Annotated in this window: 23 protein-coding genes; 13 read left to right on the top strand and 10 right to left on the bottom strand. The window is 71.4% G+C overall.

Going from position 1 to position 21,005, the window contains the following annotated elements; translation table 11 throughout:
* A partial coding sequence (locus tag CKO28_RS07825; RefSeq protein ID WP_200340071.1) for a sensor histidine kinase occupies positions 1 to 1,472 on the top strand: 1,472 nt, incomplete at its 5' end.
* A gap of 18 nt (positions 1,473 to 1,490) precedes the next feature.
* On the opposite strand, the gene CKO28_RS07820 is transcribed toward CKO28_RS07825, so the two are convergent.
* The 3 genes from CKO28_RS07820 to CKO28_RS07810 form a co-directional block, all read right to left on the bottom strand.
* A complete protein-coding gene (locus CKO28_RS07820; RefSeq protein ID WP_200340070.1) occupies positions 1,491 to 2,588 on the bottom strand; it encodes a 5-(carboxyamino)imidazole ribonucleotide synthase in 1,098 nt (365 codons plus the stop codon).
* 37 nt (positions 2,589 to 2,625) lie between these two features.
* Positions 2,626 to 3,117 (bottom strand): 5-(carboxyamino)imidazole ribonucleotide mutase, encoded by a 492-nt coding sequence (gene purE, locus CKO28_RS07815; RefSeq protein ID WP_200340069.1) that lies wholly within the window; start codon positions 3,115 to 3,117, stop codon positions 2,626 to 2,628.
* Positions 3,118 to 3,378: 261 nt separating this feature from the next.
* Complete coding sequence (locus CKO28_RS07810) at positions 3,379 to 3,603, bottom strand: YdcH family protein (RefSeq protein WP_200340068.1); 225 nt, start codon at positions 3,601 to 3,603, stop codon at positions 3,379 to 3,381.
* A 236-nt stretch (positions 3,604 to 3,839) separates the two neighbouring features.
* Between CKO28_RS07810 and CKO28_RS07805 the strand changes: the two genes are divergently transcribed.
* Positions 3,840 to 4,937, top strand: a complete 1,098-nt coding sequence (locus CKO28_RS07805) for an ATP-dependent 6-phosphofructokinase (RefSeq protein WP_200340067.1) — start codon at positions 3,840 to 3,842, stop codon at positions 4,935 to 4,937.
* Between the two features lie 85 nt (positions 4,938 to 5,022).
* Positions 5,023 to 5,592: a TIGR02444 family protein gene (locus CKO28_RS07800; RefSeq protein WP_200340066.1), complete on the top strand. Its 570-nt coding sequence runs from the start codon at positions 5,023 to 5,025 to the stop codon at positions 5,590 to 5,592.
* Between the two features lie 26 nt (positions 5,593 to 5,618).
* On the opposite strand, the gene CKO28_RS07795 is transcribed toward CKO28_RS07800, so the two are convergent.
* Positions 5,619 to 6,020: a universal stress protein gene (locus CKO28_RS07795; protein ID WP_200340065.1), complete on the bottom strand. Its 402-nt coding sequence runs from the start codon at positions 6,018 to 6,020 to the stop codon at positions 5,619 to 5,621.
* Between the two features lie 229 nt (positions 6,021 to 6,249).
* Positions 6,250 to 7,638: an amidase gene (locus tag CKO28_RS07790; RefSeq protein ID WP_200340064.1), complete on the bottom strand. Its 1,389-nt coding sequence runs from the start codon at positions 7,636 to 7,638 to the stop codon at positions 6,250 to 6,252.
* A 531-nt stretch (positions 7,639 to 8,169) separates the two neighbouring features.
* Between CKO28_RS07790 and CKO28_RS07785 the strand changes: the two genes are divergently transcribed.
* Entirely contained in the window at positions 8,170 to 8,427 is a 258-nt protein-coding gene (locus tag CKO28_RS07785; RefSeq protein ID WP_200340063.1) for a hypothetical protein, read from the top strand.
* A 144-nt stretch (positions 8,428 to 8,571) separates the two neighbouring features.
* On the opposite strand, the gene CKO28_RS07780 is transcribed toward CKO28_RS07785, so the two are convergent.
* A complete protein-coding gene (locus CKO28_RS07780; RefSeq protein ID WP_200340062.1) occupies positions 8,572 to 9,093 on the bottom strand; it encodes a hypothetical protein in 522 nt (173 codons plus the stop codon).
* 290 nt (positions 9,094 to 9,383) lie between these two features.
* Between CKO28_RS07780 and CKO28_RS07775 the strand changes: the two genes are divergently transcribed.
* Positions 9,384 to 9,908: a tyrosine phosphatase family protein gene (locus tag CKO28_RS07775; RefSeq protein ID WP_200340061.1), complete on the top strand. Its 525-nt coding sequence runs from the start codon at positions 9,384 to 9,386 to the stop codon at positions 9,906 to 9,908.
* Positions 9,909 to 9,961: 53 nt separating this feature from the next.
* On the opposite strand, the gene CKO28_RS07770 is transcribed toward CKO28_RS07775, so the two are convergent.
* The 4 genes from CKO28_RS07770 to CKO28_RS07755 form a co-directional block, all read right to left on the bottom strand.
* Positions 9,962 to 10,264, bottom strand: a complete 303-nt coding sequence (locus CKO28_RS07770; RefSeq protein WP_200340060.1) for a hypothetical protein — start codon at positions 10,262 to 10,264, stop codon at positions 9,962 to 9,964.
* 138 nt (positions 10,265 to 10,402) lie between these two features.
* The gene (gene panC, locus CKO28_RS07765) at positions 10,403 to 11,296 is read right to left on the bottom strand and encodes a pantoate--beta-alanine ligase (protein WP_242480410.1); all 894 of its coding nucleotides are present in this window, start codon (positions 11,294 to 11,296) and stop codon (positions 10,403 to 10,405) included.
* Between the two features lie 47 nt (positions 11,297 to 11,343).
* On the bottom strand, positions 11,344 to 12,207 hold the full coding sequence (gene panB, locus CKO28_RS07760) for a 3-methyl-2-oxobutanoate hydroxymethyltransferase (RefSeq protein ID WP_437127617.1): 864 nt from the start codon (positions 12,205 to 12,207) through the stop codon (positions 11,344 to 11,346).
* A gap of 296 nt (positions 12,208 to 12,503) precedes the next feature.
* Complete coding sequence (locus CKO28_RS07755; protein WP_338050074.1) at positions 12,504 to 13,256, bottom strand: cyclic nucleotide-binding domain-containing protein; 753 nt, start codon at positions 13,254 to 13,256, stop codon at positions 12,504 to 12,506.
* Positions 13,257 to 13,491: 235 nt separating this feature from the next.
* Here CKO28_RS07755 and CKO28_RS07750 point away from each other — a divergent pair, with 235 nt between their 5' ends.
* The 8 genes from CKO28_RS07750 to speD all read left to right on the top strand — a co-directional run bounded on the left by CKO28_RS07750 (position 13,492) and on the right by speD (position 20,812).
* Positions 13,492 to 13,941 carry a hypothetical protein gene (locus tag CKO28_RS07750; RefSeq protein ID WP_200340058.1) on the top strand — a complete coding sequence of 150 codons (450 nt, stop codon included), beginning with the start codon at positions 13,492 to 13,494 and terminating at the stop codon, positions 13,939 to 13,941.
* Between the two features lie 109 nt (positions 13,942 to 14,050).
* Positions 14,051 to 15,778, top strand: coding sequence for a gamma-glutamyltransferase (gene ggt / locus CKO28_RS07745; protein ID WP_200340057.1), 1,728 nt, complete (start codon positions 14,051 to 14,053; stop codon positions 15,776 to 15,778).
* 127 nt (positions 15,779 to 15,905) lie between these two features.
* Positions 15,906 to 16,394, top strand: a complete 489-nt coding sequence (locus tag CKO28_RS07740) for a hypothetical protein (protein WP_200340056.1) — start codon at positions 15,906 to 15,908, stop codon at positions 16,392 to 16,394.
* A 228-nt stretch (positions 16,395 to 16,622) separates the two neighbouring features.
* Positions 16,623 to 17,390, top strand: a complete 768-nt coding sequence (locus CKO28_RS07735; RefSeq protein WP_200340055.1) for a DUF4197 domain-containing protein — start codon at positions 16,623 to 16,625, stop codon at positions 17,388 to 17,390.
* Positions 17,387 to 17,797: a RidA family protein gene (locus tag CKO28_RS07730; protein WP_200340054.1), complete on the top strand. Its 411-nt coding sequence runs from the start codon at positions 17,387 to 17,389 to the stop codon at positions 17,795 to 17,797. Before CKO28_RS07735 ends, CKO28_RS07730 begins: the two co-directional genes overlap by 4 nt.
* A gap of 49 nt (positions 17,798 to 17,846) precedes the next feature.
* A complete protein-coding gene (locus CKO28_RS07725; RefSeq protein ID WP_200340053.1) occupies positions 17,847 to 19,103 on the top strand; it encodes a class I SAM-dependent rRNA methyltransferase in 1,257 nt (418 codons plus the stop codon).
* Positions 19,104 to 19,253: 150 nt separating this feature from the next.
* A complete protein-coding gene (locus tag CKO28_RS07720) occupies positions 19,254 to 19,733 on the top strand; it encodes a glutathione peroxidase (RefSeq protein WP_200340052.1) in 480 nt (159 codons plus the stop codon).
* Between the two features lie 485 nt (positions 19,734 to 20,218).
* The gene (gene speD, locus CKO28_RS07715; protein ID WP_242480409.1) at positions 20,219 to 20,812 is read left to right on the top strand and encodes an adenosylmethionine decarboxylase; all 594 of its coding nucleotides are present in this window, start codon (positions 20,219 to 20,221) and stop codon (positions 20,810 to 20,812) included.
* Positions 20,813 to 21,005: the final 193 nt, after the last annotated feature.

The following is a 21,005-nucleotide window of genomic DNA, read 5'->3' as shown; positions in this document are numbered from 1 at the left end:
CCCCGGTGTCTTCCGCCCCCGATACGCCGCGCGCCGGCGCGCAGGACGATCCGCTCCGCGCCGCGGCGCAGGCGGCGGACCAGGAGCCGGTCGACCCGCGCGAGATCGACAGCGCGATGATCGCCGGGCTGTACCGCCGGACCGGGCCGTTGATCGTGGCCAACTTCGGCGCGTTGGTCCTGCTGACCCTGGCGCTTTGGGGCAAGGCGGACACGCTGTGGCTGGGGCTCTGGGCGGGCGTGCTGGCCAGCTGGACGCTGCTGCGCTACGGCTTGGCGCGTCTGTTCCTGAGCCGGCCGCGCGCGCTCGACGAAAGCCGGCGCTGGACGCTGGCGTTCGCCGTCGGCTCGACCGTCGCGGGCTGCCTGTGGGGCAGCTCTGTCGGGTTCGCCGGCGACCTCGCCACCGACAGTTCCAAGCTGATGACCGCGTTCCTGATGGCCGCCCTGTCGGCCGCGGCGATCGCCGGCTACACCAACAGTCTGCTCGCGTTTGCCGGGTTCATCTTTCCGGCGCTCGCCCCCTATGCCGCGCGGCTGGTCTACCTGGACGGCGATCCGAGCCTGACGATCGCCGCCTTCGTCGGCTTCTGGGGGTTGCTGCTGTGGGTGATGGCCAAGCACCTCAACCACGGCTTCCGGGACAGCGTCGCGCTCGGCCTGCGCAACCGCAACCTGGCCGAACGCTGGCGGCGCGAACGCGACCGCGCCGCCGCGGCGAGCGCGGCCAAGTCGCGCTTCCTGGGGCACATGAGCCACGAGCTGCGCACGCCGCTCAACGCCGTGATCGGCTATTCCGAAGTGATCGCCCAGCAGCTGCTGGGCCCGGTCGGGAACGCCAAGTACGCCGACTATGCCGAGGAGGTTGAGAGCAGCGGCCGGCATCTCTTAGGCATGGTCGACGGCATGCTCGACATCACCGAACTGGAAGCCGGCGGCCGCAAGCTCGACCTGCGCGTCCAGGATCCCGCGCCGCTGCTGCTGGATGCCGCCGACCGCTGGGACCCGGCGGCGCGGCAGGCCGGGCTGAGCTTCGAGGCCGGCGTCCCGGAAAATCTCCCAGCGGTGCGGATCGACGCGGATGCGCTGGCGCAGGTGCTCGCGATCCTGTTGTCCAACGCCGTGCGGTTCACCCGGGCCGGCGGGCGCGTCGCGCTGTCGGCGGCCGCGAGTCCGTCGGGCGTCACGGTCGAGATCGCGGATACCGGCGCCGGCATGACGCCCGCGGAAGCCGCCACGGTGCAGGTCCCGTTCGCCCAGATCGACGGCGAGGATTACCTGACCCGCGGCGTTCGGAGCGACGACCGGGCCCGGCATACCAGCCCGCGCCTCAACGTCGCGCGCGCCCGCCTGCTGACCGAACAGATGGGCGGCAGCTTCGCGCTCGACAGCGCGCCAGGGGACGGTACGCGCGTGGCCCTGACGCTGCCGCCGGCGGCGCCGGGGACGGCTGAACCCGCCGACGGCACGTGAACCGGCCGGCGGGGCGCTTCAACCGCGCCGGGGCTTGAGCCGGGTGACGTGCCCCATCTTGCGGCCCGGGCGCGCGTCGGCCTTGCCGTAGAGGTGCAGGCGGGCGTCGGGATCGCGGGCGAAGTCCAGCCAGCGCGCGGCGTCGTCGCCCAGCAGATTGTCCATCACCGCGTCCGAATGGCGTTCGAAGGTCGCCAGCGGCAGGCCGGCGACCGCGCGGACGAACTGCTCGAACTGCGAGGCCGGGCAGGCGTCGATCGTCCAGTGGCCGGAGTTGTGCGGACGCGGGGCCAGCTCGTTGACCAGCACCTCGCCGTCATGGGTGACGAACAGCTCGACGCCCATCACCCCGACCAGATCGATCGCGTGCGCGACCGCGTGCGCGACCTCGCGCGCCCGCTGCGCGGTCGTCCGCGACAGCTCCGCGGGCGCGATCGTCCGGGCCAGCACGTGGTCCGCGTGCCGGTTCTCCACCGGAACGTAGCTGTCGATCTCCCCGGCAGCACCGCGCGCGACGACCACCGAGGCCTCCAGCGCGTAATCGACGAACGCTTCCAGGATGCCCACCGGTTGGTCCGCGCCGCCGGCCATCTCCGCCCAGGCGGCTTTCGGGTCGCCGTCGGATCCGATCATCACCTGGCCCTTGCCGTCGTAGCCGCCGCGCACCGTTTTCAGCACCGCGGGCTTGCCCACCGATTTCGGGTGCAGCGCGTTGGCGAGGCCGGTTTCGCTGGTCACCTCGGCGTACTCGGTGATCGGGATGCCGTGGTCGCGCAGGAAGTCCTTTTCCTTCAGCCGGTCCTGGCAGATCGCCAGCACGTGATGGCTCGGGCGCAACGGCACGCTCTCGCCCAGGATCTCGGCGGTGCGCGCGGGCACGTTCTCGAACTCGTAGGTCACGACGTCGACGCTGCGCGCGAACGCGGCCAGCGCATCGCCGTCGTCATAGGCGGCGACGGTCGCGCGGTCGGTTACCTGGGTCGCCGGGTCGTCCGCCTTTGGGGTGTAGACGTGGACCCGGTAGCCGAGCGGGTAGGCGGCCAGCGCCGCCATGCGGCCCAGCTGGCCGCCGCCCAGGATGCCAATCACGGAACCGGGGGCGAGCGGAAAGGTCATGCGGCTAAACGGCTCTCAAACCGAGGGGTCGAAGGGCTCAGGCGTCGTCGCGCGGCGCCTCGGCAACGCCGGCGCTCTGCTCGGCGCGGTAGGCGTCCAGCGCGTCGGCCACCTTCGGGTCGAGCAGCGCGATCACGCCGGCCGCCAGCAGCCCGGCGTTGACCGCGCCGGAGCGCCCGACCGCCAGCGTACCCACCGGGACGCCGCCCGGCATCTGGGCGATCGACAGCAGGCTGTCCCAGCCGTTCAGCGCCTTCGACTGCACCGGCACGCCGAACACCGGCAGCGGCGTCATCGACGCCACCATGCCCGGCAGGTGCGCGGCGCCGCCGGCGCCGGCGACGATCACCTTCAGGCCGCGCTCCCGGGCGGTCTTGGCGTAGTCGACCATGCGCTCGGGCGTGCGGTGGGCGGAGACGATGCGCGTTTCGTACGCCACGCCCAGCCGGTCGAGCGTGTCCGCGGTGTTCTGCATGGTCTGCCAGTCGGACTGGCTGCCCATGATGATGCCGACGACGGGCTCCGCCATGCGGGGTCCTTTTGCTGTCGCGTGGTGATCGCTGGATCGTGGGAGCGCGCAGTATTCTCACCCGATCCATGCCTGACAAGAGCGCACGCCCGCGTCACCACACGGTGCTTCAGGCCGGCGGGCGCGAGCGTCGGCCGGGGTCGTGGTGCTAGAGCAAAATCGATCAAGATTGAGTCGACCTTCATCGTGAATTTTACTCTAACTGCTTGAAGAGAGAGCAAGATTCAGCTGAAAGGTGGCTTCACCTTTCAGCATATTGCTCTAGGCGATGATGTCCGGCAGCAGGCGGCTGCGGATCTTGGTGATCTCGTCCTTGAGCTGCAGCTTGCGCTTCTTCAGCCGCTTGATCTGCAGCTGGTCGTTGATCGAGCCCTCGGACAGCCGCTCGATGACGTCGTCCAGATCGCGGTGTTCGCTCTCCAGCTCCTGGAGACGGCGGCGCAGCTCGGTGTCGTAGTCGGTTTCGCCGAAGGTGTTGTCGTCCATGTCCGGCTTCTGACGGCTCTCGTCCGGTTCAAAAGGCGCGTAGGCGCACGGCCCGCGGGGGCCGACTATACGCGTCGCGGCCAGCCCCTGGGAGTCGTGTTTGCCTTTCCCGCCCCGGATTTTTTACCCAGATGGTGCGCTGCAAAGGGGCAGCGCGCGGGTATTCGCCTTGCGAACATCCGTCGTTTCCGGGACACTTCCAGGCAAATTGGGACCAAAGCGACGCACGGTAGGCAATGGCCGAACACAGACGTCTGGGCATTTTGACCAGCGGCGGCGACTGCGCCGGGCTGAACGCGGTGATCCGTGCCGCCGGCAAGCGCGCGCAGGCCTACGGCTACGAGGTCCATGGCATCCGCGCGGGCACCGTCGGCCTGATGCGCCGGCCGGTCGACGCCGTCCGGCTCGACCCGAACGACTTCGACGGCACCCTGCTGCGCAAGGGCGGCACGGTGCTGGGCAGCACCAATTCCAACGACCCGTTCCATTACGTCGACAGCGACGGCAACCGGGTCGACCGCGCCCCGGAGGTGGCGCAGGGCTATCACGAACTCGGCCTGGACGCGCTGATCGGGATCGGCGGCGACGGGTCGATGGCGATCCTGCGCAAGCTGGCCGGGATCGGCGGCTGGAACTTCGTCGGCGTGCCCAAGACGATCGACAACGATGTCGGCGCGACCGAGGTGTCGATCGGCTACGCCAGCGCGGTCAGCGTCGCCACCAGCGCGCTCGACAACCTGCAGCCGACCGCGGCCAGCCACAACCGGGTCATGGTGCTGGAGGTGATGGGCCGCGACGCCGGGCATATCGCGCTCGCCTCGGGCATCGCCGGCGGCGCGGACGTGATCCTGATCCCGGAGATTCCCTACAGCATTGACGCGGTCGCCCAACAGATCGAGGCGATCCGCCGAAGCGGGCGCAACTTCGCCCTGGTCGTGGTCGCCGAGGCGGTGCAGACCGAAACCGGCGAGCCGGTGCGCCAGCAGCACAGCGGGGGCGGCACCACCTACGGCGGGATCGGACACTACATCGGCGGCCGGATCGCCGAAGCGACCGGGGCGGAAGTCCGGGTCACCGTGCTGGGCCATGTCCAGCGCGGCGGCATGCCGGTCAGCCGCGATCGCCTGATGGCCTCGGTGTTCGGCGTGCATGCGGTCGACCTGGTGGCCGCCGGCACGTACGATCGGATGGTCGCCTGGCAGAACCGGCAGGTGGTCGACGTGCCGCTGCGCGACGCGATCGACCAGTTCCAGGCGGTGGAACGCGACAGCGCGCTGGTGCGCACCGCCCGCGGGCTGGGCATCTCGCTCGGCGACACCGATCCGGTGCTTTAGGGCACCGGCGTGAGGGCTTGGGGAGCGACACGGCACGCGCGGTACTTTAATTAAAAACTTACCCGCATGCTGGTAGGAGGGCGATATGGACGCGCGTCTCGATACCCCGTTCTGGCAGTTCTCGCTGGCGCTTTACGGCCGGCCCGGGGTCGACAGCGCATGCCTGTCGCTGCAGGACCGCCACGGGCTCGACGTCAACCTGCTGCTCCTGTGCACCTGGGCGGGCCACGCGGGCTTCCGCCTGTCGCGCGCGGATATCGCCGAGCTCACGGACCGGGTGGCGGACTGGCAACAGTCGGTCGTGCAGCCGCTGCGCGCCGTCCGGCAGTGGCTGAAGCAGCAGGACGCGGCACCCGCCGCCCCGGCCGAGCTGCTGCGCAGCAGCGTCAAGGACCAGGAACTGGCGGCCGAGCAGCTGCAGCAGGCGATCCTGTACGAGCCGCTCGAGGCCGGCGCGTTGGGACAGGGCGCGCGCCCCGGCCCGCGCTTGGCGATGACCAACCTCAGCGCCTATTTCGCGTGGCTTAGCCGCGAGCCGGGCGTGGCCGACGCTGCCGACCTGGCGCAGATCCTCACCGCCGCGTTCGGCGAGACGCTGCGCCCGCTGGACGCCATCTGGCAGATGCAGGAGGGGCGCGACGCGCTTCCGGCCTGAGCCGCGCAACGGTCGACCCGGCTGCCCTACCGCACCACCAGGACGGAGCAAGGGGCGTGGCGCACGACCTGGGCGGCGTTTGAGCCAATCAGGTAGGCGCGCAGGTCCGGCCGGTGCGAATTCATCACGATCAGATCGCAGGTGCGCTCCAGGGCCGCCTTGCAGACGTTCCGGTGGACCGTGGCGCCCTTGTAGATTTGCACCTCCACCGCGACGCCGCCCGGCACCTGTTCGTCGACCAGTTCCTGCAGATCGCGCGCCACGTCGTGCGCCGTCTTCTTGTCGTCCTCGGGATCGACATCGGAGGTGACGGTGATCACGTGCAGCTTCGCGCCGTAGCGTTGCGCCTCGCTGACCGCCATCGGCAGCGCCTTCCGCCAGGTGCTGGGACGGTTCGGCCGGATCGGGATCAGGATGTTCTCGAACATGGCGCGTGCCCTCCTCGCGGAAACGCTTGCGCTGGCAACCTCCCCGCCGCGGCGGCGCGCAAGCTAGAGCAAGATGCTGCAGGGTGAAGCCACCTTTCAGCTGAATCTTGCTCTCTCTTCAAGCAGTTAGAGCAAAATTCACGATCAAGGTCGACGCGACCGTCATCGATTTTGCTCTATGCCATTAACCCGCGCCGGGGAACCGGGGCAGCAGGTGCGACACGCCGTGTCAGCGCCCGCGCGTAGGGGCGGGCGGCGCACCCAGCCGGTCGTCGGCGGTGCCGAGCACCCGCTCGACCGCCTGGGCGAGCGCCAAGAGACGCGCTTCCGTGCCCGGCTGGCCCAGCAGTTGCAGCCCGACCGGCAGGCCGGCGGCGTCCAGTCCCGCCGGCAGGGTCACGCCCGCCATGGTCAGATAATTGGCCACCGCCGTGTTGCGCAGGGCTAGCCCGTTCGCCGCAGCGAACCTGTCCGGCGCCTGCATCGCCTCGACCTCCGGCGGCGACAGCGCGACCGTCGGCGTCACCAGGGCGTCGCAGTCGCGCAGGCGCTGGGCGGCATCGCGCGACACCTCGGCGACCCGGGCGCGCGCGGCCAGCCACTGCCAGGCCGGCACCTCGGTCGCCTTGTCCAGGCGCTGGCGGATCGAGGGATCGACCGTGTCCAGCCAGCCGTCGAGCTCGGTCGCCAACAGCCGGTACAGGTCCGGGCCCGCCAGGTTGGTGGTGCGGAACACCTCGATCGCCGCCTCGACCTCCGGCACGTCGCGGCGCAGCAGCCGGGCGCCCGCGGCCTCCAGCGCGCTCAGCGCCCGTTCCACCGCCTCCGTGACGCCAGGCGAGGCGTCGTCCCAGACCACCCCGGTCGGGACGCACAGCCGCACCCCGGTCAGGTCCGGCAGGGCCGCGGGCGCGGCCGTCGGCGCGTCGCCGTCCAATGCGCCGTAGCCGAGCGCGAGATCGCGGGCGGTGCGGGCGATCAGGCCGGGCGTGTCCAGCAGGTGGCTGAGCGGCACGATCCCCTCGGTCGGCCAGCGGCCGGCGCCCAGCTTCAGGCCGGCAAGCCCGGTCATCGCGGCGGGCACGCGGATCGACCCGGCGGTGTCGGTGCCGAGCGCCAGCAGCGCGCTGCCCTCGCGCACCGACACCGCGGCCCCGCTGGACGAGCCGCCGGCGACCCGGCTGCGGTCCCAGGGATTGCGCGGCGCGCCCCAATGCGGGTTGGTGCCGAGGCCGCTGAAGGCGAACTCCACCGTGTTGGTCTTGCCGGTGATCGCCGCCAGTTGGCGGCGCAGCTTGGCGACCAGCGGGCCGTCGCGCTCCCACCGCGCGGCCGGCAACGCCTTCGGCGACCCCGCGTGGGTCGGCCAGCCGGCGGCGGCATAGATGTCCTTGAGCGACACCGGAACCCCCATCAGGGGCCCGGTATCCACCCCAGCCGCGCGGGCGGCGTCCGCGGCGGCGGCTTGGCTCCGGGTCGCTTCCGGCGTCCAGGCGGCGTAGGCGTTGAGCTCGGGGTCGTGCGCGGCGATCGCCTGCGCCGCCAGGTCGGCGGCGGTCGTGCGCCGTCGCGCCAGCGCGTCGACGGCGGTCGCGAGATCGGGGGCGGGGTCGGTCATGTCTGCGGTCTCGTCAGCGGATCGGAACCGGCTTGGCCGGGGTCGCGCGGTTGCTGCCTTGCAAGCTTAGAGCACGCGGCGGCGGCGCGGAAACCTCGCGGCCGGTCCGAGCTGACCGCAAGATCGCGTCGCGCGCGCAGCGCCCGGGTGACCGGCGGCGGGTTTGCCAACCGCAGCCGCCCGGCCGGCGTCACCCCGGGCGGGACGGGGCTGCCAATATCTAAGTTAATCTATTAATTCTTGTTGCTATTCAGGTCGCGATCAGGCTGGATTCCTGTCGCGGAAGATGCCAGTATTTACCTACACGTTGGTAGTATAGCCGGCTCAAGCTGTCGTATAAGCTCACCGCATGTCCGCGTCTAAAATGGCGCGTCCGTGGCGGTCTGTGCCGGTCCCGGCTGGCACCACCGGGGCGCCGGCTCGGTCGTTCACGCGGATGGGTGGGCGGGCAGTCGAAGACGATCGGGCTGCCGGTGCCGAGGGGGCGCCGGTCCGCAGGCCGCGCGCATCTGCGCGCAGAAGGGAAGCGAAATGGCGGGCAACAGGCGCCGGACGTTGGAACTGGTCTATTCGAACGACGGGCCGGTCGGCGTCGTCGAACCGGGCAAGGCCGACGGAGCCTCCGGATCCCGCGATTCCGCGGAGGACGCGCAGGCGATCGAGCGGTTCCTCGCCTATCTCTACGAGGAACTGCGCACGCTCGACAAGAACCAGCCCGCCCATCTGGTGGGCGCGGCGATCCTGGCGCTGCGCGAAGACGCCGACGGCAACGAGTCCTCGCGCCCCTGACCCGCCCGGTCGTCCGGCGGACCGGACGAACGAGAGCAGGATCGATGCAACCCGAAACCGCTTTCGTCGGGCATCTTGCGCTCTCTTCAAGCAGTTAGAGCAGAATTCAGTTTGAAGGCCGTTTCGGCGTTCAAGCATGTAGCTCTAACGCGTCTCCGGGCCGGGCCAGCGGTCCGGGATCACGTCCGCCACCTTGATCTGGCCCGCGCGCAGGGCCGTGGTCAGCGCGGCAACCCCGGCCTGCATCGCCTCGTGACGGGCGCGGGCGGTTTCCAGCGTCTCGATCTGCTTGGCTTCCGGCAACGCCTCGACCTCGGCGAGGTCGAGCACGGCGGCGAGGTAGCGCGCCTTCGCCTTGGCCGCTTTCTCGATCACCGTCTGGATCTCGCGCGGCGTGACCTCGACCAGGGTCTCGCGGATCTGCGTGCGCTCGCTGCGCGCGGCCGTCTGGTCCAGGGCGTGCAGGTAGTCGGACAGGCTGGGCGCGTTGGGGTACGCCCGCTGGGTGCCGGTAGTCCCGGATCGGCTGGCGTCGGCGCGCGTCCCGCCGGTCCCGTCCATCGTGGGCGCCGCCGAGCGCTCGTGCTCGCTGCCGGCGAACAGGTCTGCGAATGGCCGGCGCCGGCCGTTCGCGCGCCCGCCGTCGAAGATCGTCGCTGCGGTCATGGGCGTCTCGTGTCCGTCTGGTGGGCCGCGCCTCGCCGGCGCATCGTCCGATGGCATGCACGGCGCGTGCCAGCCGGCGACGGCGGGCGCGGACGCCCGCGTTCGCGCGTCCGACGGGGGCGTCCCGCCCCGGCGCGCGGGCCCGCACGGCCGTGCGGGCCGGCAGTTTCTGCCCGGTTCGCCGCGTGAAATCGACCGGTCGGCTGGCGGCGGGACGGCTGGCGGCCTACATACCGCAGCGAGCGCGCTGTTCCGGCGCGCCAACCTCATACCCCCTGGGAGGCCGGCCCATGGCCGATCCGCATGGCGTACCGTCCGACATCGCCGATTTCGACCTGACGATCTGCGGGCTCGACGAATTGCGCGCGCACGCGCAGGCGCCGGTGACGCACGTGCTGTCGATCCTGGACCCGGAAACGCCGGTCCCGCGGACGTTCGAGCGCTACGCCGCGCTGCGCCGGCACTGGGTGCTGCGGTTCCACGACGTCAGCGCTCCGATCGGCGATGCGCAGGCGCCGGAGCAGCCGGACGTGGAGCGGATCCTGGCGTTCGCCGCGGAACTGCAGGACGGCGCGCCCAACGCGCATCTGCTGGTGCACTGCCACGCCGGCGTGTCGCGCTCGACCGCCGCGGCGGCGATCCTGCTCGCCCAGCGCAATCCCGGGAAGGAGGCGGAGGCGTTTCGCCATGTCGCCCGGATCCGCCCGGGCGCCTGGCCAAACCGCCGCATGGTCGAGATCGCCGACCGCCTGATGCAGCGCGAGGGCCGCCTGGTCGAGGGTCTGCAGGCGATGCGGGCCGGCGCCGGCTTCTAGGGCAAGATGCCAAGGCGATACGCCGCTTGCGATCCGGCTCGGCTTCGAGCGGCCTACTTCCAGTCCAGGAACGTCCGGAAGTGGTTTTCGAGCGCGCCCTGGATGACCTGGCGCCATTTCGGCGGGACGGCGGAGACGGTGCCGTTGGTCGGCCACAGCCGGCCCGACTTCAGATCGCACCAGCCGCCGTAGTCGAAGTCCCGCTTGTCGCGGCCGCGCAGGATGTTGCCGTGGCCGGAATTGGAGATCAGCAGCAGCAGCTGGTCGCAGGAAAAGCAGTAGGCAATCTTGGAGCGCGGCGCGATCTGGCCGAGCGCGCGCACCTCGACGTCGGCGGGGCGGGGCTGCAGGTCCATTGTCTCGTCTAGGGCAAGATGCTGAAAGGTGGACCCACTTTTCAGCTGAATCTTGCCCTCTCTTCAAGAAGTTAGAGCTACATTCAGCTGGCAGGCCGTTTCGGCCTTCAAGCATGCAGATCTAGGAGTCTCGTAGGCTCAGCGCCGGGCCGGTACGACCGGGACGTTGTCGATCAGCCGCACGCCGTCCAGCCAGGCGGCGACCAGCAGGCGCGCCGGCCGGTCGGCGCGGTCGAGCTGGGTCAGGTCGTCGGCGGCGCGCAGGTCGAGGTAGTCGATCGGCTCGAACCCGGCCCGGCCCAGGCGCGCGCGCCCCTTCGCCAGGATCGTCGCGGCCGAGCCGCGGCCGTCCGCGAGCGCGTCCGCGCTGTCGGTGAGCACGGCATGGATCTCCGCGGCGCGGGCGCGCGCGTCCGCGCTCAGCCGGCGGTTGCGCGAGGACAGGGCCAGGCCGTCGGCCTCGCGCACCGTGGGCACGCCGTCGATCTCGACCGGAATGTCCAGGTCGCGGACCATGCGCTGAATGGTGATCAGCTGCTGGTAGTCCTTCTCGCCGAACGCCGCGACGTCGGGCAGGCACTGCAAGAGCAGCTTGGCCACCACGGTCGCGACGCCGGCGAAGTGGCCCGGCCGGTGCGCGCCCTCCAGCGGCTCGGTCACCTGGGCGACGTTGACGCTGGTCGCAAAGCCCGCGGGGTACATCTGTGCCACGCCGGGCGCGAACAGCAGGTCGCAGCCGTTGGCGGCCAGCTGCTCGCGGTCGCCCGCTTCGTCGCGCGGATAGGCGGCCAGGTCGTCGGGCCGGTCGAACTGCTTGGGATTGACGAACAGGCTGGCGACCACATGGCGGCAGCGCCGCCGGGCGTGGCGGATCAGCGCCAGGTGGCCGTCGTGCAGCGCGCCCATGGTGGGGACCAGCGCGACACTCTCGCCGCGGCCCCGCATGGCGCCCACCTGCCGGCGCAGGTCCGCCACGCTACGCACGATCTGAAGCTCGGACTGACTTGCGGTCTGCATCGCGGCTCGGGTCATGGCGCGGGCTCGCTGTTGCGGCTGCGGGATCAGCGGCGGCCGCGCGGTTAGCTCTGGCGCGGGCGGGTGACGTGCGCGGCCTCGGGGAAGCCGCGCTGACGCACCTCCTCGGCGTACTGCCGGACGGCGGCGTCGATCGTCTGGTCCAGGCGGGCGTAGTGTTTGACGAACCTCGGCGTGTTCTCGCCGAACAGGCCCAGCATGTCCTCGCTGACCAGCACCTGCCCGTCGCAGTCGGCCGACGCACCGATGCCGACGGTCGGGATCTTGACCGCCCGGGTGATTTCCCGCGCCAGCGGCTCGATCACCCCCTCGACCACGATCGCGAACGCGCCGGCGCGCGCGATCGCCGTGGCGTCGCCGCGGATCCGTTCGGCGGCGGCCTCGTCGCGGCCCTGGACGCGGAAGCCGCCCAGCTGGTTCACCGCCTGCGGCGTCAGCCCGACGTGGCCCATCACCGGGATGCCGCGGGCGCTCAGGAAGCGCACCGTCTCCGCCATCTCCTGGCCGCCTTCCAGCTTGACCGCGGAGGCGCCGGTGCGCGCCAGCACGGTGGCCGCGTTGCGGAACGCTTGCTCCGGGCTTTCCTGGTAGCTGCCGAACGGCAGATCGACGACGACACAGGCGCGCTCGGCCGTCTTGGCGACGGCCCGGCCGTGGTTGATCATCATCTCGACACTGACGTCGAGCGTGGTGTCCAGGCCGTAGACCGCCATGCCCAGGCTGTCGCCGACCAGCAGCAGGTCGGCGTGCGCGTCCAACAGGCGCGCCATCGGCGCGGTATAGGCGGTCAGGCAGACCAGCGGCGTGCCGCCCTTGCGCGCCTGGATGTCACGCACACTGGTCCGGCGCGCCGGGGTCGGGCGCGCAGCGCGGCTGTCGGATCCGGTTTCGACGGTCGGCTCGGTCACAAACGGCGCCCTTTCGCTGCTGTCGCGTGCCAGCCGGCGCCGGCGGCAACCGCCGGGCGCGCACGGCCGCGGAGTGGAAGTTTGTACATACCTGTGTTTCGCGGTGCAAACCCGCGGGCGGCGGGGCGGGCGGACGCCAAGGCAGAGGCGCGGGCGCATCGGCGGGTCGCCGCACCGTTGAGGGCGACTTCTGCATACCGGCAGGACTCGCCGTGTGCGGTGCTTCGACAGTCTCCCGCGAGCAAGCGCGGAACAAGGCTGCGCGCCCGCCCCGCTTGAACCGCCGAAAACCCGGCTCAGTCGCCCTGAGCGACGTCGTGCAGGGCGTCCACGTCCAGGATTTCGACCTTGCCGCCGTTGCGCAGCGCGATCGTGCCGCCGCCGCGCAGGTTGGTGAAGGTGCGGCTGACCGTTTCCGTGGTCAGGCCCAGGTAATCACCGATGTCCGTGCGGCTCATCGGGACCGACACCGGGTTGCCCGTCTGGCCGCGCGATTCCGCCCGCTCGGACAGGGTGAGCAGGAACGAGGCGATCTTTTCCTTCGCCGTCTTCCGGCCGAGCAGCAGCATCTGCTCCTGCGCCACCGCCAGTTCGTGGCTGGCGATCGACAGCAGGCGCTTTTCCATCTTGGGATAGCGCTCCAGCAGCTTGTCCAGCTTGGCGCGCGGGAAGCGGCACAGGGTGGCGTGGGTCACCGCCTCGGCGGAGTAGGCGTAGGTGTCGTTGTTCGCCAGGCCCAGGAAGTCGCCCGGGAACAGGAAGCCCGTGACCTGCCGCCGTCCGTCGGACAGCAGCTTGTAGACCTTCATCGTGCCGGCGGTGACGTTGTAAACCTGACTGGCGCGCTCGCCCTCGTCGAACAGCGGATCGCCCGGCGACATCTCCACGTTCTGGGAGATCGCGGCGACTTCCTGCACCTCCTGGTCGTTGAGCGGCGCGCAGACCGTCAGGTGGCGCACCGTGCACGCCTGGCAGGGCGACTGGGCACGCGCAGGCCGCCGCGCGGCCTCGCTCAGCGGCGTCATCTTGTTCACGTCGAACGCGGACACGGGCGTTGACCCCAGCTTTCCCAGCGTGACCGGCGCAATGGTCGAGCGCCGCGCTCCAGTATCGTTGTCGGCGCAAGTCTGGCGCTAAAGCGACCGCGGTTCAACAGGGACTGTCCAGTTAGGTTGACGTACATCAAGGCAGCTAGGCGCACGGCTGCGGCAGGCTCTGACAGCTCGATCGTCGGCGACCACCGCGATCGCCCGAACCTCCGAGGCAGCAGGACACGGGCTCCGCATGCGAAGTTTGAGGATCCAAGCCCTGACGCCCGAACGGATCGATCAGGCTTACCCGCTGATCCAGATGGTACGCCCGCGACTGAGTGTCGCGGACTGGCAGGCGCGGGCGCGCGACCTGCTGGCCCGCCCGGACGCCGGGGTCACCCTGCTGGTCGATGACGGCGGGCTGATCCTGGGGCTGTTCACCTGGGTGGTGGAATCCCACCCCGACCACGGCGCCACGCTCGACGCCGAGGACTTCGTCGCGCTCGACATCGTCGGCTCCAGCCGGATCGCCGATGCGCTGGCGGACGCGCTGGAAGACACCGCGCGCCGGCACGGCTGCCTGGCGGTGCACACCAACGTCACCTGCTCGGGCGGCGGCGCGCAGGGCCTGGTCAGCCGCCTGTCCGGCCTGGGCCACCGGATGGAGAGCTTCCGGCTGTGCAAACAGCTCTCGCAGGTCTGAGCGCCTGATCCGCCCGATCGGCGGCGCCCCCGGCTTTCGTATCCGCCGGATATCCGGCTATCCTGCGGCGTCCGCCCTTTGTCGGTCAGGGACGAAAGCCGGCCCAGACATGCGTGCGTTGCTCACCGCCGCCTGCCTCCTTTTCACCCTCGCGGCCTGTGCCCAGCCCGGGTCTCGGGCCGAGCCGGAAGCGCCGAGCGGCCGTGCCGAGGCGCGTGCGCCGGCGACCGCCGACCGGCGGATGGTCGTCGCCGCGCATCCGCTGGCCGCCGAGGCCGGGCGGGAGATCCTGCGCGCCGGCGGCAGCGCGATCGACGCCGCGATCGCGACACAGCTGGTGCTCGGCCTGGTCGAGCCGCAGTCGAGCGGGATCGGCGGCGGCGCGTTCCTGCTGCGCTACGATGCCGCGCGCGGCGCGGTCACCGCGTTCGACGGCCGCGAGACCGCGCCGATGGCGGCGACGGAAGCGCTGTTCCTGCAGGACGACGGCACGCCGATCGGCTTCTGGGACGCGGTCGTCGGCGGCCGGTCGGTCGGCGTGCCGGGCACGCTGGCGATGCTGCAAACGGCGCACGCCCGCCACGGCGAGCTGGCCTGGGCGCGGCTGTTCCAGCCGGCGATCCAGCTCGCCCGTCAGGGCTTCGAGGTGACGCCGCGCCTGCACACGCTGATCGCACGCGACCGTTTCCTCGACACCTACGCCCCGGCGCGCGCCTATTTCTACACCGACGCCGGCGAACCGCTGCCGGTCGGCCATCTGCTGAAGAACCCGGCCTACGCGCGGACGCTGGAGATTGTGGCGCGCGACGGCGCGCGGGCGTTCTACGAGGGGGCGATCGCGCGCGACATCGTGCGCACCGTCCGCAGCGTGGCGGGCAATCCCGGCAAGCTGAGCCGGCGCGATATGGCCCGCTACGAGGCCAAGGTCCGCCCGGCGCTGTGCCGGCCCTACCGGGATCACACGGTGTGCGGCCATCCGCCGCCGACCAGCGGCGGCGCGACCCTGTTGCAGATCCTCGGCATCCTGGAGGCTTTCGACCTGCCGGCGATGCGGCCGATGGCGGTCGAGCCGGTGCACCTGCTGGCCGAGGCGAGCCGGCTGGCGTTCGCCGACCGCAACCGTTTCCTGGCCGACAGCGACTTCGTCGACGTGCCGCTGGACCGGCTGCTGTCCGACCCATACCTGCGCCGGCGCGCCGGCCTGATCGACCCGGATGCCAGCCTGGGAAAGGCCGAGCCCGGCTTCGAACGCGACCTGGCCCCGAAGCCGGACCAGGCGGGCGGCCGGTCGACCAGCCACTATTCGATCGTCGACGCCGACGGCAACGCGGTCTCCGCGACCGCGTCGGTCGAGCAGGCGTTCGGCGCGCGGCTGATGGTGCGCGGCTTCATGCTCAACAACCAGCTGACCGACTTTTCGTTCGTGCCGGAGCGCGACGGCAAGCCGGTCGCCAACCGGGTGCAGCCGGGCAAGCGGCCGCGCAGCTCGATGGCACCGACCATCGTCACCGACGCCGACGGCGGCTTTCGCCTGGCCGTCGGGTCGCCGGGCGGCAGCCGGATCATCGGCTATACGACGCTGCGCGTGCTGGCCGTCCTGGACTGGGGCCTGAACGTGCAAACCGCGGTCGAGCTGCCCAACGTGGTCAACCGCAACGGCCCGACGGCGCTGGAAGCCGGCACCTCCGCCGAAGCGCTCGCCGGGCCGCTGCGCGATCGCGGCCACGAGGTCGAGATCGAGACGATGACGAGCGGCCTGCACGCGATCGAACGCCGCGACGGGCGCCTTTACGGCGGGGCCGATCCGCGCCGCGAGGGCGTGGCGCTGGGCGACTGACCCGACGCCCGTGCAGGGCCCCGTCGTTTCACGGCCTTGGACACGCTGGGGGCGGATCGGCGATAAGGGGGCGGGGACATCGCCCCGGGCGCGCTGTTCAACTATCAGCTCAAGGAAGACTTCGCCGGTGACCAACGTTCCCCCCGCCAAGCGCACCGCCGCGGCGCTGCTGGCCGCCGCCGTCCTGACCGGCTGCGGCAGCGACGACGGCCCCAGCGTGCAGGAGAAGCTGACCGCCAACGCGCGCGCCTCGGCGGCGGGCGAGACCAGCTACGCCCTGCCGCCGTTGTCCCGCCCGCCGGAGTTCGGCGCCCGCCCGGACATCGACAGCGAAGGCACGCTGAACGACGACGAATCCACCGTGTTCCGCCAGCCGGAAGGCCAGGGGCAGGACATCCCGCCACGGATCGCGCGGATCCCCGGCCTGTCGGACGGCAGCCGGGCGTTCCTCGCCAAGGCCGTCCCGGCGGAGGCGCGCGCCGACCCGCGCGACCGCGGCCCATCGCCCGAGTTGGTCGAACGGCTGGCGACCGGCGGCGACGTCGCCGGTCCCGGTGGGAAGGCGAACGGTGGCCGCGCGGTGCGGATCGAACGCCAGAGCGGCTGGTTCGACTAGCGGCTGGTTCGACTAGCGGCTGGTTCGACTGACCCCGCGCGCGCCCGCAGCCGCGGCGCGCGCTCACCCAAGGCCGATGAAGGAGCGCCCTTGCGACCCGGACTGCGCATTCTCCTCGCCCTGCTGATCGCCGTCGCGGTGGCCGTCTACCTGTATTTCGCGGCACTCGCCCAGGCCGCGCCGGCGGCCGGGCTATAGGCGCCGCGACGCCTCTCGAAAGGACCCCTGATGCCGCGCGCGCCCCTGACCCGACGCTCGCTTCTGGCCCTGCTGCCGTTGGCCGCCGGCGGCGCCGTGCTGTCCGCCGGCCGTGCGCGGGCGGACTGGCTCGACCGGGGCACCAAGCTGTTCAACGACTTGACCGGCGAAAGCGGGGCCGGCGGCCTGAGCGAGGGGCGGATCGTCGACGGCTTGCGGCAGGCGCTGCGGGTCGCCAGCCGCACGGTGGTCGACCGGGTCGGCCAGCCGGGCGGCTACCTCGACGACCCGCGGATCCATATCCCGCTGCCCGACTACCTCGCCAAGGTGCGCCCGACGCTGTCGATGCTGGGCATGGGGGGTCTGCTGGACGACGTCGAGACCCGCCTGAACCGCGGCGCCGAGCAGGCCGCGCCGGAGGCCCAGCGTCTGTTCCTGGACGCGATCGCGGCGATGACCATCGAGGACGCGCGCGGCATCCTGGACGGCCCCGACGACGCGGCGACGCAGTACTTCCGCCGCACCATGGGACCCGAGCTGCGCGAAGCCTTCCGCCCGATCGTGGAGAGCGAACTGGAGCAGGCCGGCGCGGTCGCCGCCGTGCAGGAGGTCGCGGCCGGCCTGGACAGCGTGCCGTTCGCAGGCTCGCTGGGCGCGCAGGCGACCGACCGGCTGGTCGGCCACGGCCTGGATGGCGCGCTCGACGGGCTGTTCCACTACCTCGCCAAGCAGGAGGCGGCGATCCGCACCGACCCGGCCGCGCGCACGACCGAGGTGCTGCAGGAGGTGTTCGGATGAGCGCCCCGGCCAAGCAGCGCATCCGGGTGGCGGCGGCGGAGTGGAACGAGCCGCTGGCGTTCGCGCAGGCCACCCGGGTCGGCGACCAGCTGTGGCTCGCCGGTCAGGTCGCGGTCGACGGCGACGGCACCCCGGTCGGCGTCGGCGACCCGGAGGCTCAGGCGGAGCGGGTCTGGGCGAACCTCGCCGGCGTTCTCGCGGCGGCGGGCGGCGGCCTGGACGATCTGGTCGCGACCACTACCTACATCGTCGACCGCGCCTACCGCGACGCGGCGACCGACGCGCGCCGGCGCTGGCTGGCCGGCACGACCTATCCGACCAACACCTTGCTGATCGTCGACGGCCTGGGCCGGCCGGAATATCTGCTGGAGGTGTCGGCCGTCGCGGTTCTGGGCGGCGGCGGGTGATGCCGGGGCCGTTGCGATCGCGCGCGCGGCCTGCCAAGAAGCCAGGGTCATGACCCAGCCGAACCATCCCCAGCCGACCGCCGCCAGGCAAGCCGGCCTGGCGGCGGCGCTCGATCCGGCGGCGCGCCCGACCGTCCGCCTGAAGCCCGCGGGCAAGAAAAAGCGCCCGCACTTCGGCTCGCCCTGGATCTACGCCAACGAGGTCCAGATGACGGCGGAGACCAAGGCGCTCGAGCCCGGCACGCCGGTGCGCCTGGAAACCGCCGAGGGCGCGCCGCTCGGCTGTTTCCTGTTCAACCGGCATCCGCTGATCTGCGCCCGCCTGATCGCGCGCGATTCCCGTGCGGTGCTCGACACCGATTTTTTCGAGCGGCGGGTCCGCGCCGCCGTGACCCTCCGCGACCGGCTGATCGGCGGGCCCTACTACCGCCTGGCGCACGCCGAGGGCGACGGCCTGCCGGGCACGGTGATCGACCGCTACGGCGACACGCTGGTGCTGCAGGTCAACACCGCCGGGCTCGACCGGCTGTGCCCGCAGCTGCTGGACGCGTTGGACCGGGTGGTCGCGCCCGCGACGGTCGTGCTGCGCAACGACAGCCCGGCGCGCGAACTGGAAGGGCTGCCCACCCAGGTCGAGGTGGTGAAGGGCGCCCTCGACGGCCCGGTCGAGCTGGTCGAGAACGGCGCGCGCTTCCGCGCCGATCCGGGGACCGGGCAGAAGACCGGCTGGTTCTACGACCAGCGCGCCAACCGCGCGTTCGTCGCCGGGCTCGCCGAGGGCGCGCGGGTGCTCGACTGCTACGCCTTTTCCGGCGGCTTCACGGTGCAGGCCGCGCTCGCCGGTGCGCGCCAGGTGACCGCCGTGGACCGGTCGAACGACGCGCTCGAGCTCGCGCGCGCCTCGGCCGAGCTGAACGGGGTCGCCGACGTCTGCCGGTTCGAAAAGCGCGAGGTGTTCCAGGACCTGGAGGCGCGCGCCCGGGCGGGCGAGCGCTACGACCTCGTGGTGGTCGATCCGCCGGCGTTCGTGAAGTCCAAGAAGGACTACTGGCAGGGCATCAAGGGCTACCGCAAGATGACCCGCTTGGCGGCCCCGCTGGTGGCACCGGGCGGGATCCTGGCGGTCTGCTCCTGCTCGCACCACGTCGAGCCCGACACCTTCGCCGACCAGGTCCGCCGCGGCCTCGGCCAGGCCGGACGCGACGGCCGGATCCTGCGGTTTGCCGGCGCCGACGTGGACCACCCGGTCGACCCCTGGCTGCCGGAGACCGGCTACCTGAAGTGCCAGGTGCTGGCGCTGGATTAGGGGCGGTCGGCGGGGGTTTGACGAATGCCCGGCGGGTGCCCTCCTCACCAGGAGGAGGGGCATCAGTTGGGCCGGCCCGAGCCGCTGCAGCGCCCGCGCGCACGCCCCTAATAGAAGCGCGCAAGCCCCTTGAGAGAAGAAGGAGGTCCCATGTCCGCGCACGATTTCACGTTTCCCGCGCTGGAAGGCGGCGACATCAACCTGGCGACCTTCGCCAACCGCGCGCTGCTGTTGGTCACGACAGCGAGCGAATGCGGCTACGCCGGCCAGTTCGCCGAGCTGCAGCAGCTCTACGACGCGCTGGGCGGGCGCGGGCTGATGGTGGTCGCGGTGCCGTCGAACGACTTCGGCGCGCAGGAGCCGCGCGACGAGGCCGAGATCTCACGCCATTACCGCGCGGACCTGGGCCTGAACTTCCCGGTCACCGGCAAGCAGCAGGTGATCGGGGCGGGCGCGCACCGCTTCTTCCACTGGCTGCGCGAGGAAGCCGGCGAGGCCGCCGAGCCGCGCTGGAACTTCCATAAGGTGCTGCTCGATACCGACGGCGAACTGGCCGGGGTCTGGCCCAGTTCGGTCAGCCCCCAGGACCCGGAAGTCGTCGAGGCGATCGAGGCGGTGCTGCCGCGGTGACCCCGCCGGGGCGTGCCGCCGGGGTCAACCCGCCGCGACTTGGTAATTTCCTGTCGCCCGCGGGCCCGGCCGCGCCATCTTTAGAAAAAGCTGCGATCTGAACGGCTTAACGCGGTGTCCCCGGCGCCCGACGACTTGAACGGCCTTGACTTCTCATCGCCGTTCTCGCATATCAAGAGGACGGCGCTGGGTCGCGAGATCCATCGGCACGACACGCATTCCAGCCTGTCTCCCGCGATCGGCGGAGCCGGGCTGCGAGGGCGGACCCGGGCAAAGCACGGTCGTCGTCGATCACGCGTCGTATACCCGAACGGACGGACGGTGCCGGGGCTTCAAACGCCACCCACCCCGTCCGTTGTTCTTTTTCCGGGCTTGGCTTGCGCGCGCAATCGCGGGGGCCTGAGCGCGGACGCGATGGAGTGCCGGGCGCCCGGATCGATGGCCCGGCCTTCTGGTTCATCTGCTGGTTTAGGGGGTCCTAACGAATGCCGGCCACTACCACCCTCAAATTGGGGATGAACTCGGACGCGTTTCCGAGCGACGCCCAGGCTGAGATCTACCGCTTCCCGCACGAGGGCGAGGCTGCCGTCGAGCAGACCGCCCAGCGACAGGCCGCGGTCCACCCCGCTCCCGTCCAACCCGTCGAGGGGTATGGCGCCGACACCGCCTCGGACGAGAACGCGGACCACTTCATCACCCGCGACGGCAAGACCTATGCCGGCACGCACCTAATCATCGACGTCTACGGCGGCAGCCGTCTGGACGACATCGAGCACATCCGACAGATGATGCACGATGCCGTGACGGCCGCCGGGGCGACGCTGCTGCACACCCACCTGCACCACTTCACGCCCAACGGCGGCGTGTCCGGTGTGGCCGTGCTGGCGGAGTCGCACATCTCGATCCACACCTGGCCGGAGCGCGACTACGGCGCGCTCGACGTGTTCATGTGTGGGGACAGCGCGCCCGAAAAGGCGGTCGAGGTGATCCGCGAGGCGTTCCAGCCGAGCCATCTGGCCGTCGACACCCACCTGCGCGGGGACGAGGTCGACGCGGCCCCCGCGCGCAGCGCGGGCTGAGCGACCGACACACGGTCGACCGACTGAAAAAGCCGCCGGGGCGGGCGCCCCGGCGGCTTTTCCGTGCGGTTTTAGATGGTGAGCGTGGGGTAATTCCCCTCTCCCGTGACGGGAGAGGGAGCCGCCCGCGCGGCGGCGCGGCGTGGGAGGGTGAGAGTCCGCGCCGTACGCCGGGGAGTCCCACCCTGACCCT

It is taken from the genome of Rhodovibrio sodomensis (genome assembly GCF_016583645.1).
Lineage (GTDB): Bacteria > Pseudomonadota > Alphaproteobacteria > Kiloniellales > Rhodovibrionaceae > Rhodovibrio > Rhodovibrio sodomensis.
The sequence above is the reverse complement of the archived record's forward strand: the minus strand, read 5'-3'. Positions and strand labels throughout refer to the sequence as shown.

Bases quoted from the DNA above. Each gene is read 5' to 3' on its own strand.
- CKO28_RS07820 (WP_200340070.1), bottom strand. From the start codon at position 2,588: ATGACCTTTCCGCTCGCCCCCGGTTCCGTGATTGGCATCCTGGGCGGC.
- purE (WP_200340069.1), bottom strand. From the start codon at position 3,117: ATGGCGGAGCCCGTCGTCGGCATCATCATGGGCAGCCAGTCCGACTGG.
- CKO28_RS07810 (WP_200340068.1), bottom strand. From the start codon at position 3,603: ATGGACGACAACACCTTCGGCGAAACCGACTACGACACCGAGCTGCGC.
- CKO28_RS07805 (WP_200340067.1), top strand. From the start codon at position 3,840: ATGGCCGAACACAGACGTCTGGGCATTTTGACCAGCGGCGGCGACTGC.
- CKO28_RS07800 (WP_200340066.1), top strand. From the start codon at position 5,023: ATGGACGCGCGTCTCGATACCCCGTTCTGGCAGTTCTCGCTGGCGCTT.
- CKO28_RS07795 (WP_200340065.1), bottom strand. From the start codon at position 6,020: ATGTTCGAGAACATCCTGATCCCGATCCGGCCGAACCGTCCCAGCACC.
- CKO28_RS07790 (WP_200340064.1), bottom strand. From the start codon at position 7,638: ATGACCGACCCCGCCCCCGATCTCGCGACCGCCGTCGACGCGCTGGCG.
- CKO28_RS07785 (WP_200340063.1), top strand. From the start codon at position 8,170: ATGGCGGGCAACAGGCGCCGGACGTTGGAACTGGTCTATTCGAACGAC.
- CKO28_RS07780 (WP_200340062.1), bottom strand. From the start codon at position 9,093: ATGACCGCAGCGACGATCTTCGACGGCGGGCGCGCGAACGGCCGGCGC.
- CKO28_RS07775 (WP_200340061.1), top strand. From the start codon at position 9,384: ATGGCCGATCCGCATGGCGTACCGTCCGACATCGCCGATTTCGACCTG.
- CKO28_RS07770 (WP_200340060.1), bottom strand. From the start codon at position 10,264: ATGGACCTGCAGCCCCGCCCCGCCGACGTCGAGGTGCGCGCGCTCGGC.
- panC (WP_242480410.1), bottom strand. From the start codon at position 11,296: ATGACCCGAGCCGCGATGCAGACCGCAAGTCAGTCCGAGCTTCAGATC.
- CKO28_RS07750 (WP_200340058.1), top strand. From the start codon at position 13,492: ATGCGAAGTTTGAGGATCCAAGCCCTGACGCCCGAACGGATCGATCAG.
- ggt (WP_200340057.1), top strand. From the start codon at position 14,051: ATGCGTGCGTTGCTCACCGCCGCCTGCCTCCTTTTCACCCTCGCGGCC.
- CKO28_RS07735 (WP_200340055.1), top strand. From the start codon at position 16,623: ATGCCGCGCGCGCCCCTGACCCGACGCTCGCTTCTGGCCCTGCTGCCG.
- CKO28_RS07730 (WP_200340054.1), top strand. From the start codon at position 17,387: ATGAGCGCCCCGGCCAAGCAGCGCATCCGGGTGGCGGCGGCGGAGTGG.
- CKO28_RS07725 (WP_200340053.1), top strand. From the start codon at position 17,847: ATGACCCAGCCGAACCATCCCCAGCCGACCGCCGCCAGGCAAGCCGGC.
- CKO28_RS07720 (WP_200340052.1), top strand. From the start codon at position 19,254: ATGTCCGCGCACGATTTCACGTTTCCCGCGCTGGAAGGCGGCGACATC.
- speD (WP_242480409.1), top strand. From the start codon at position 20,219: ATGCCGGCCACTACCACCCTCAAATTGGGGATGAACTCGGACGCGTTT.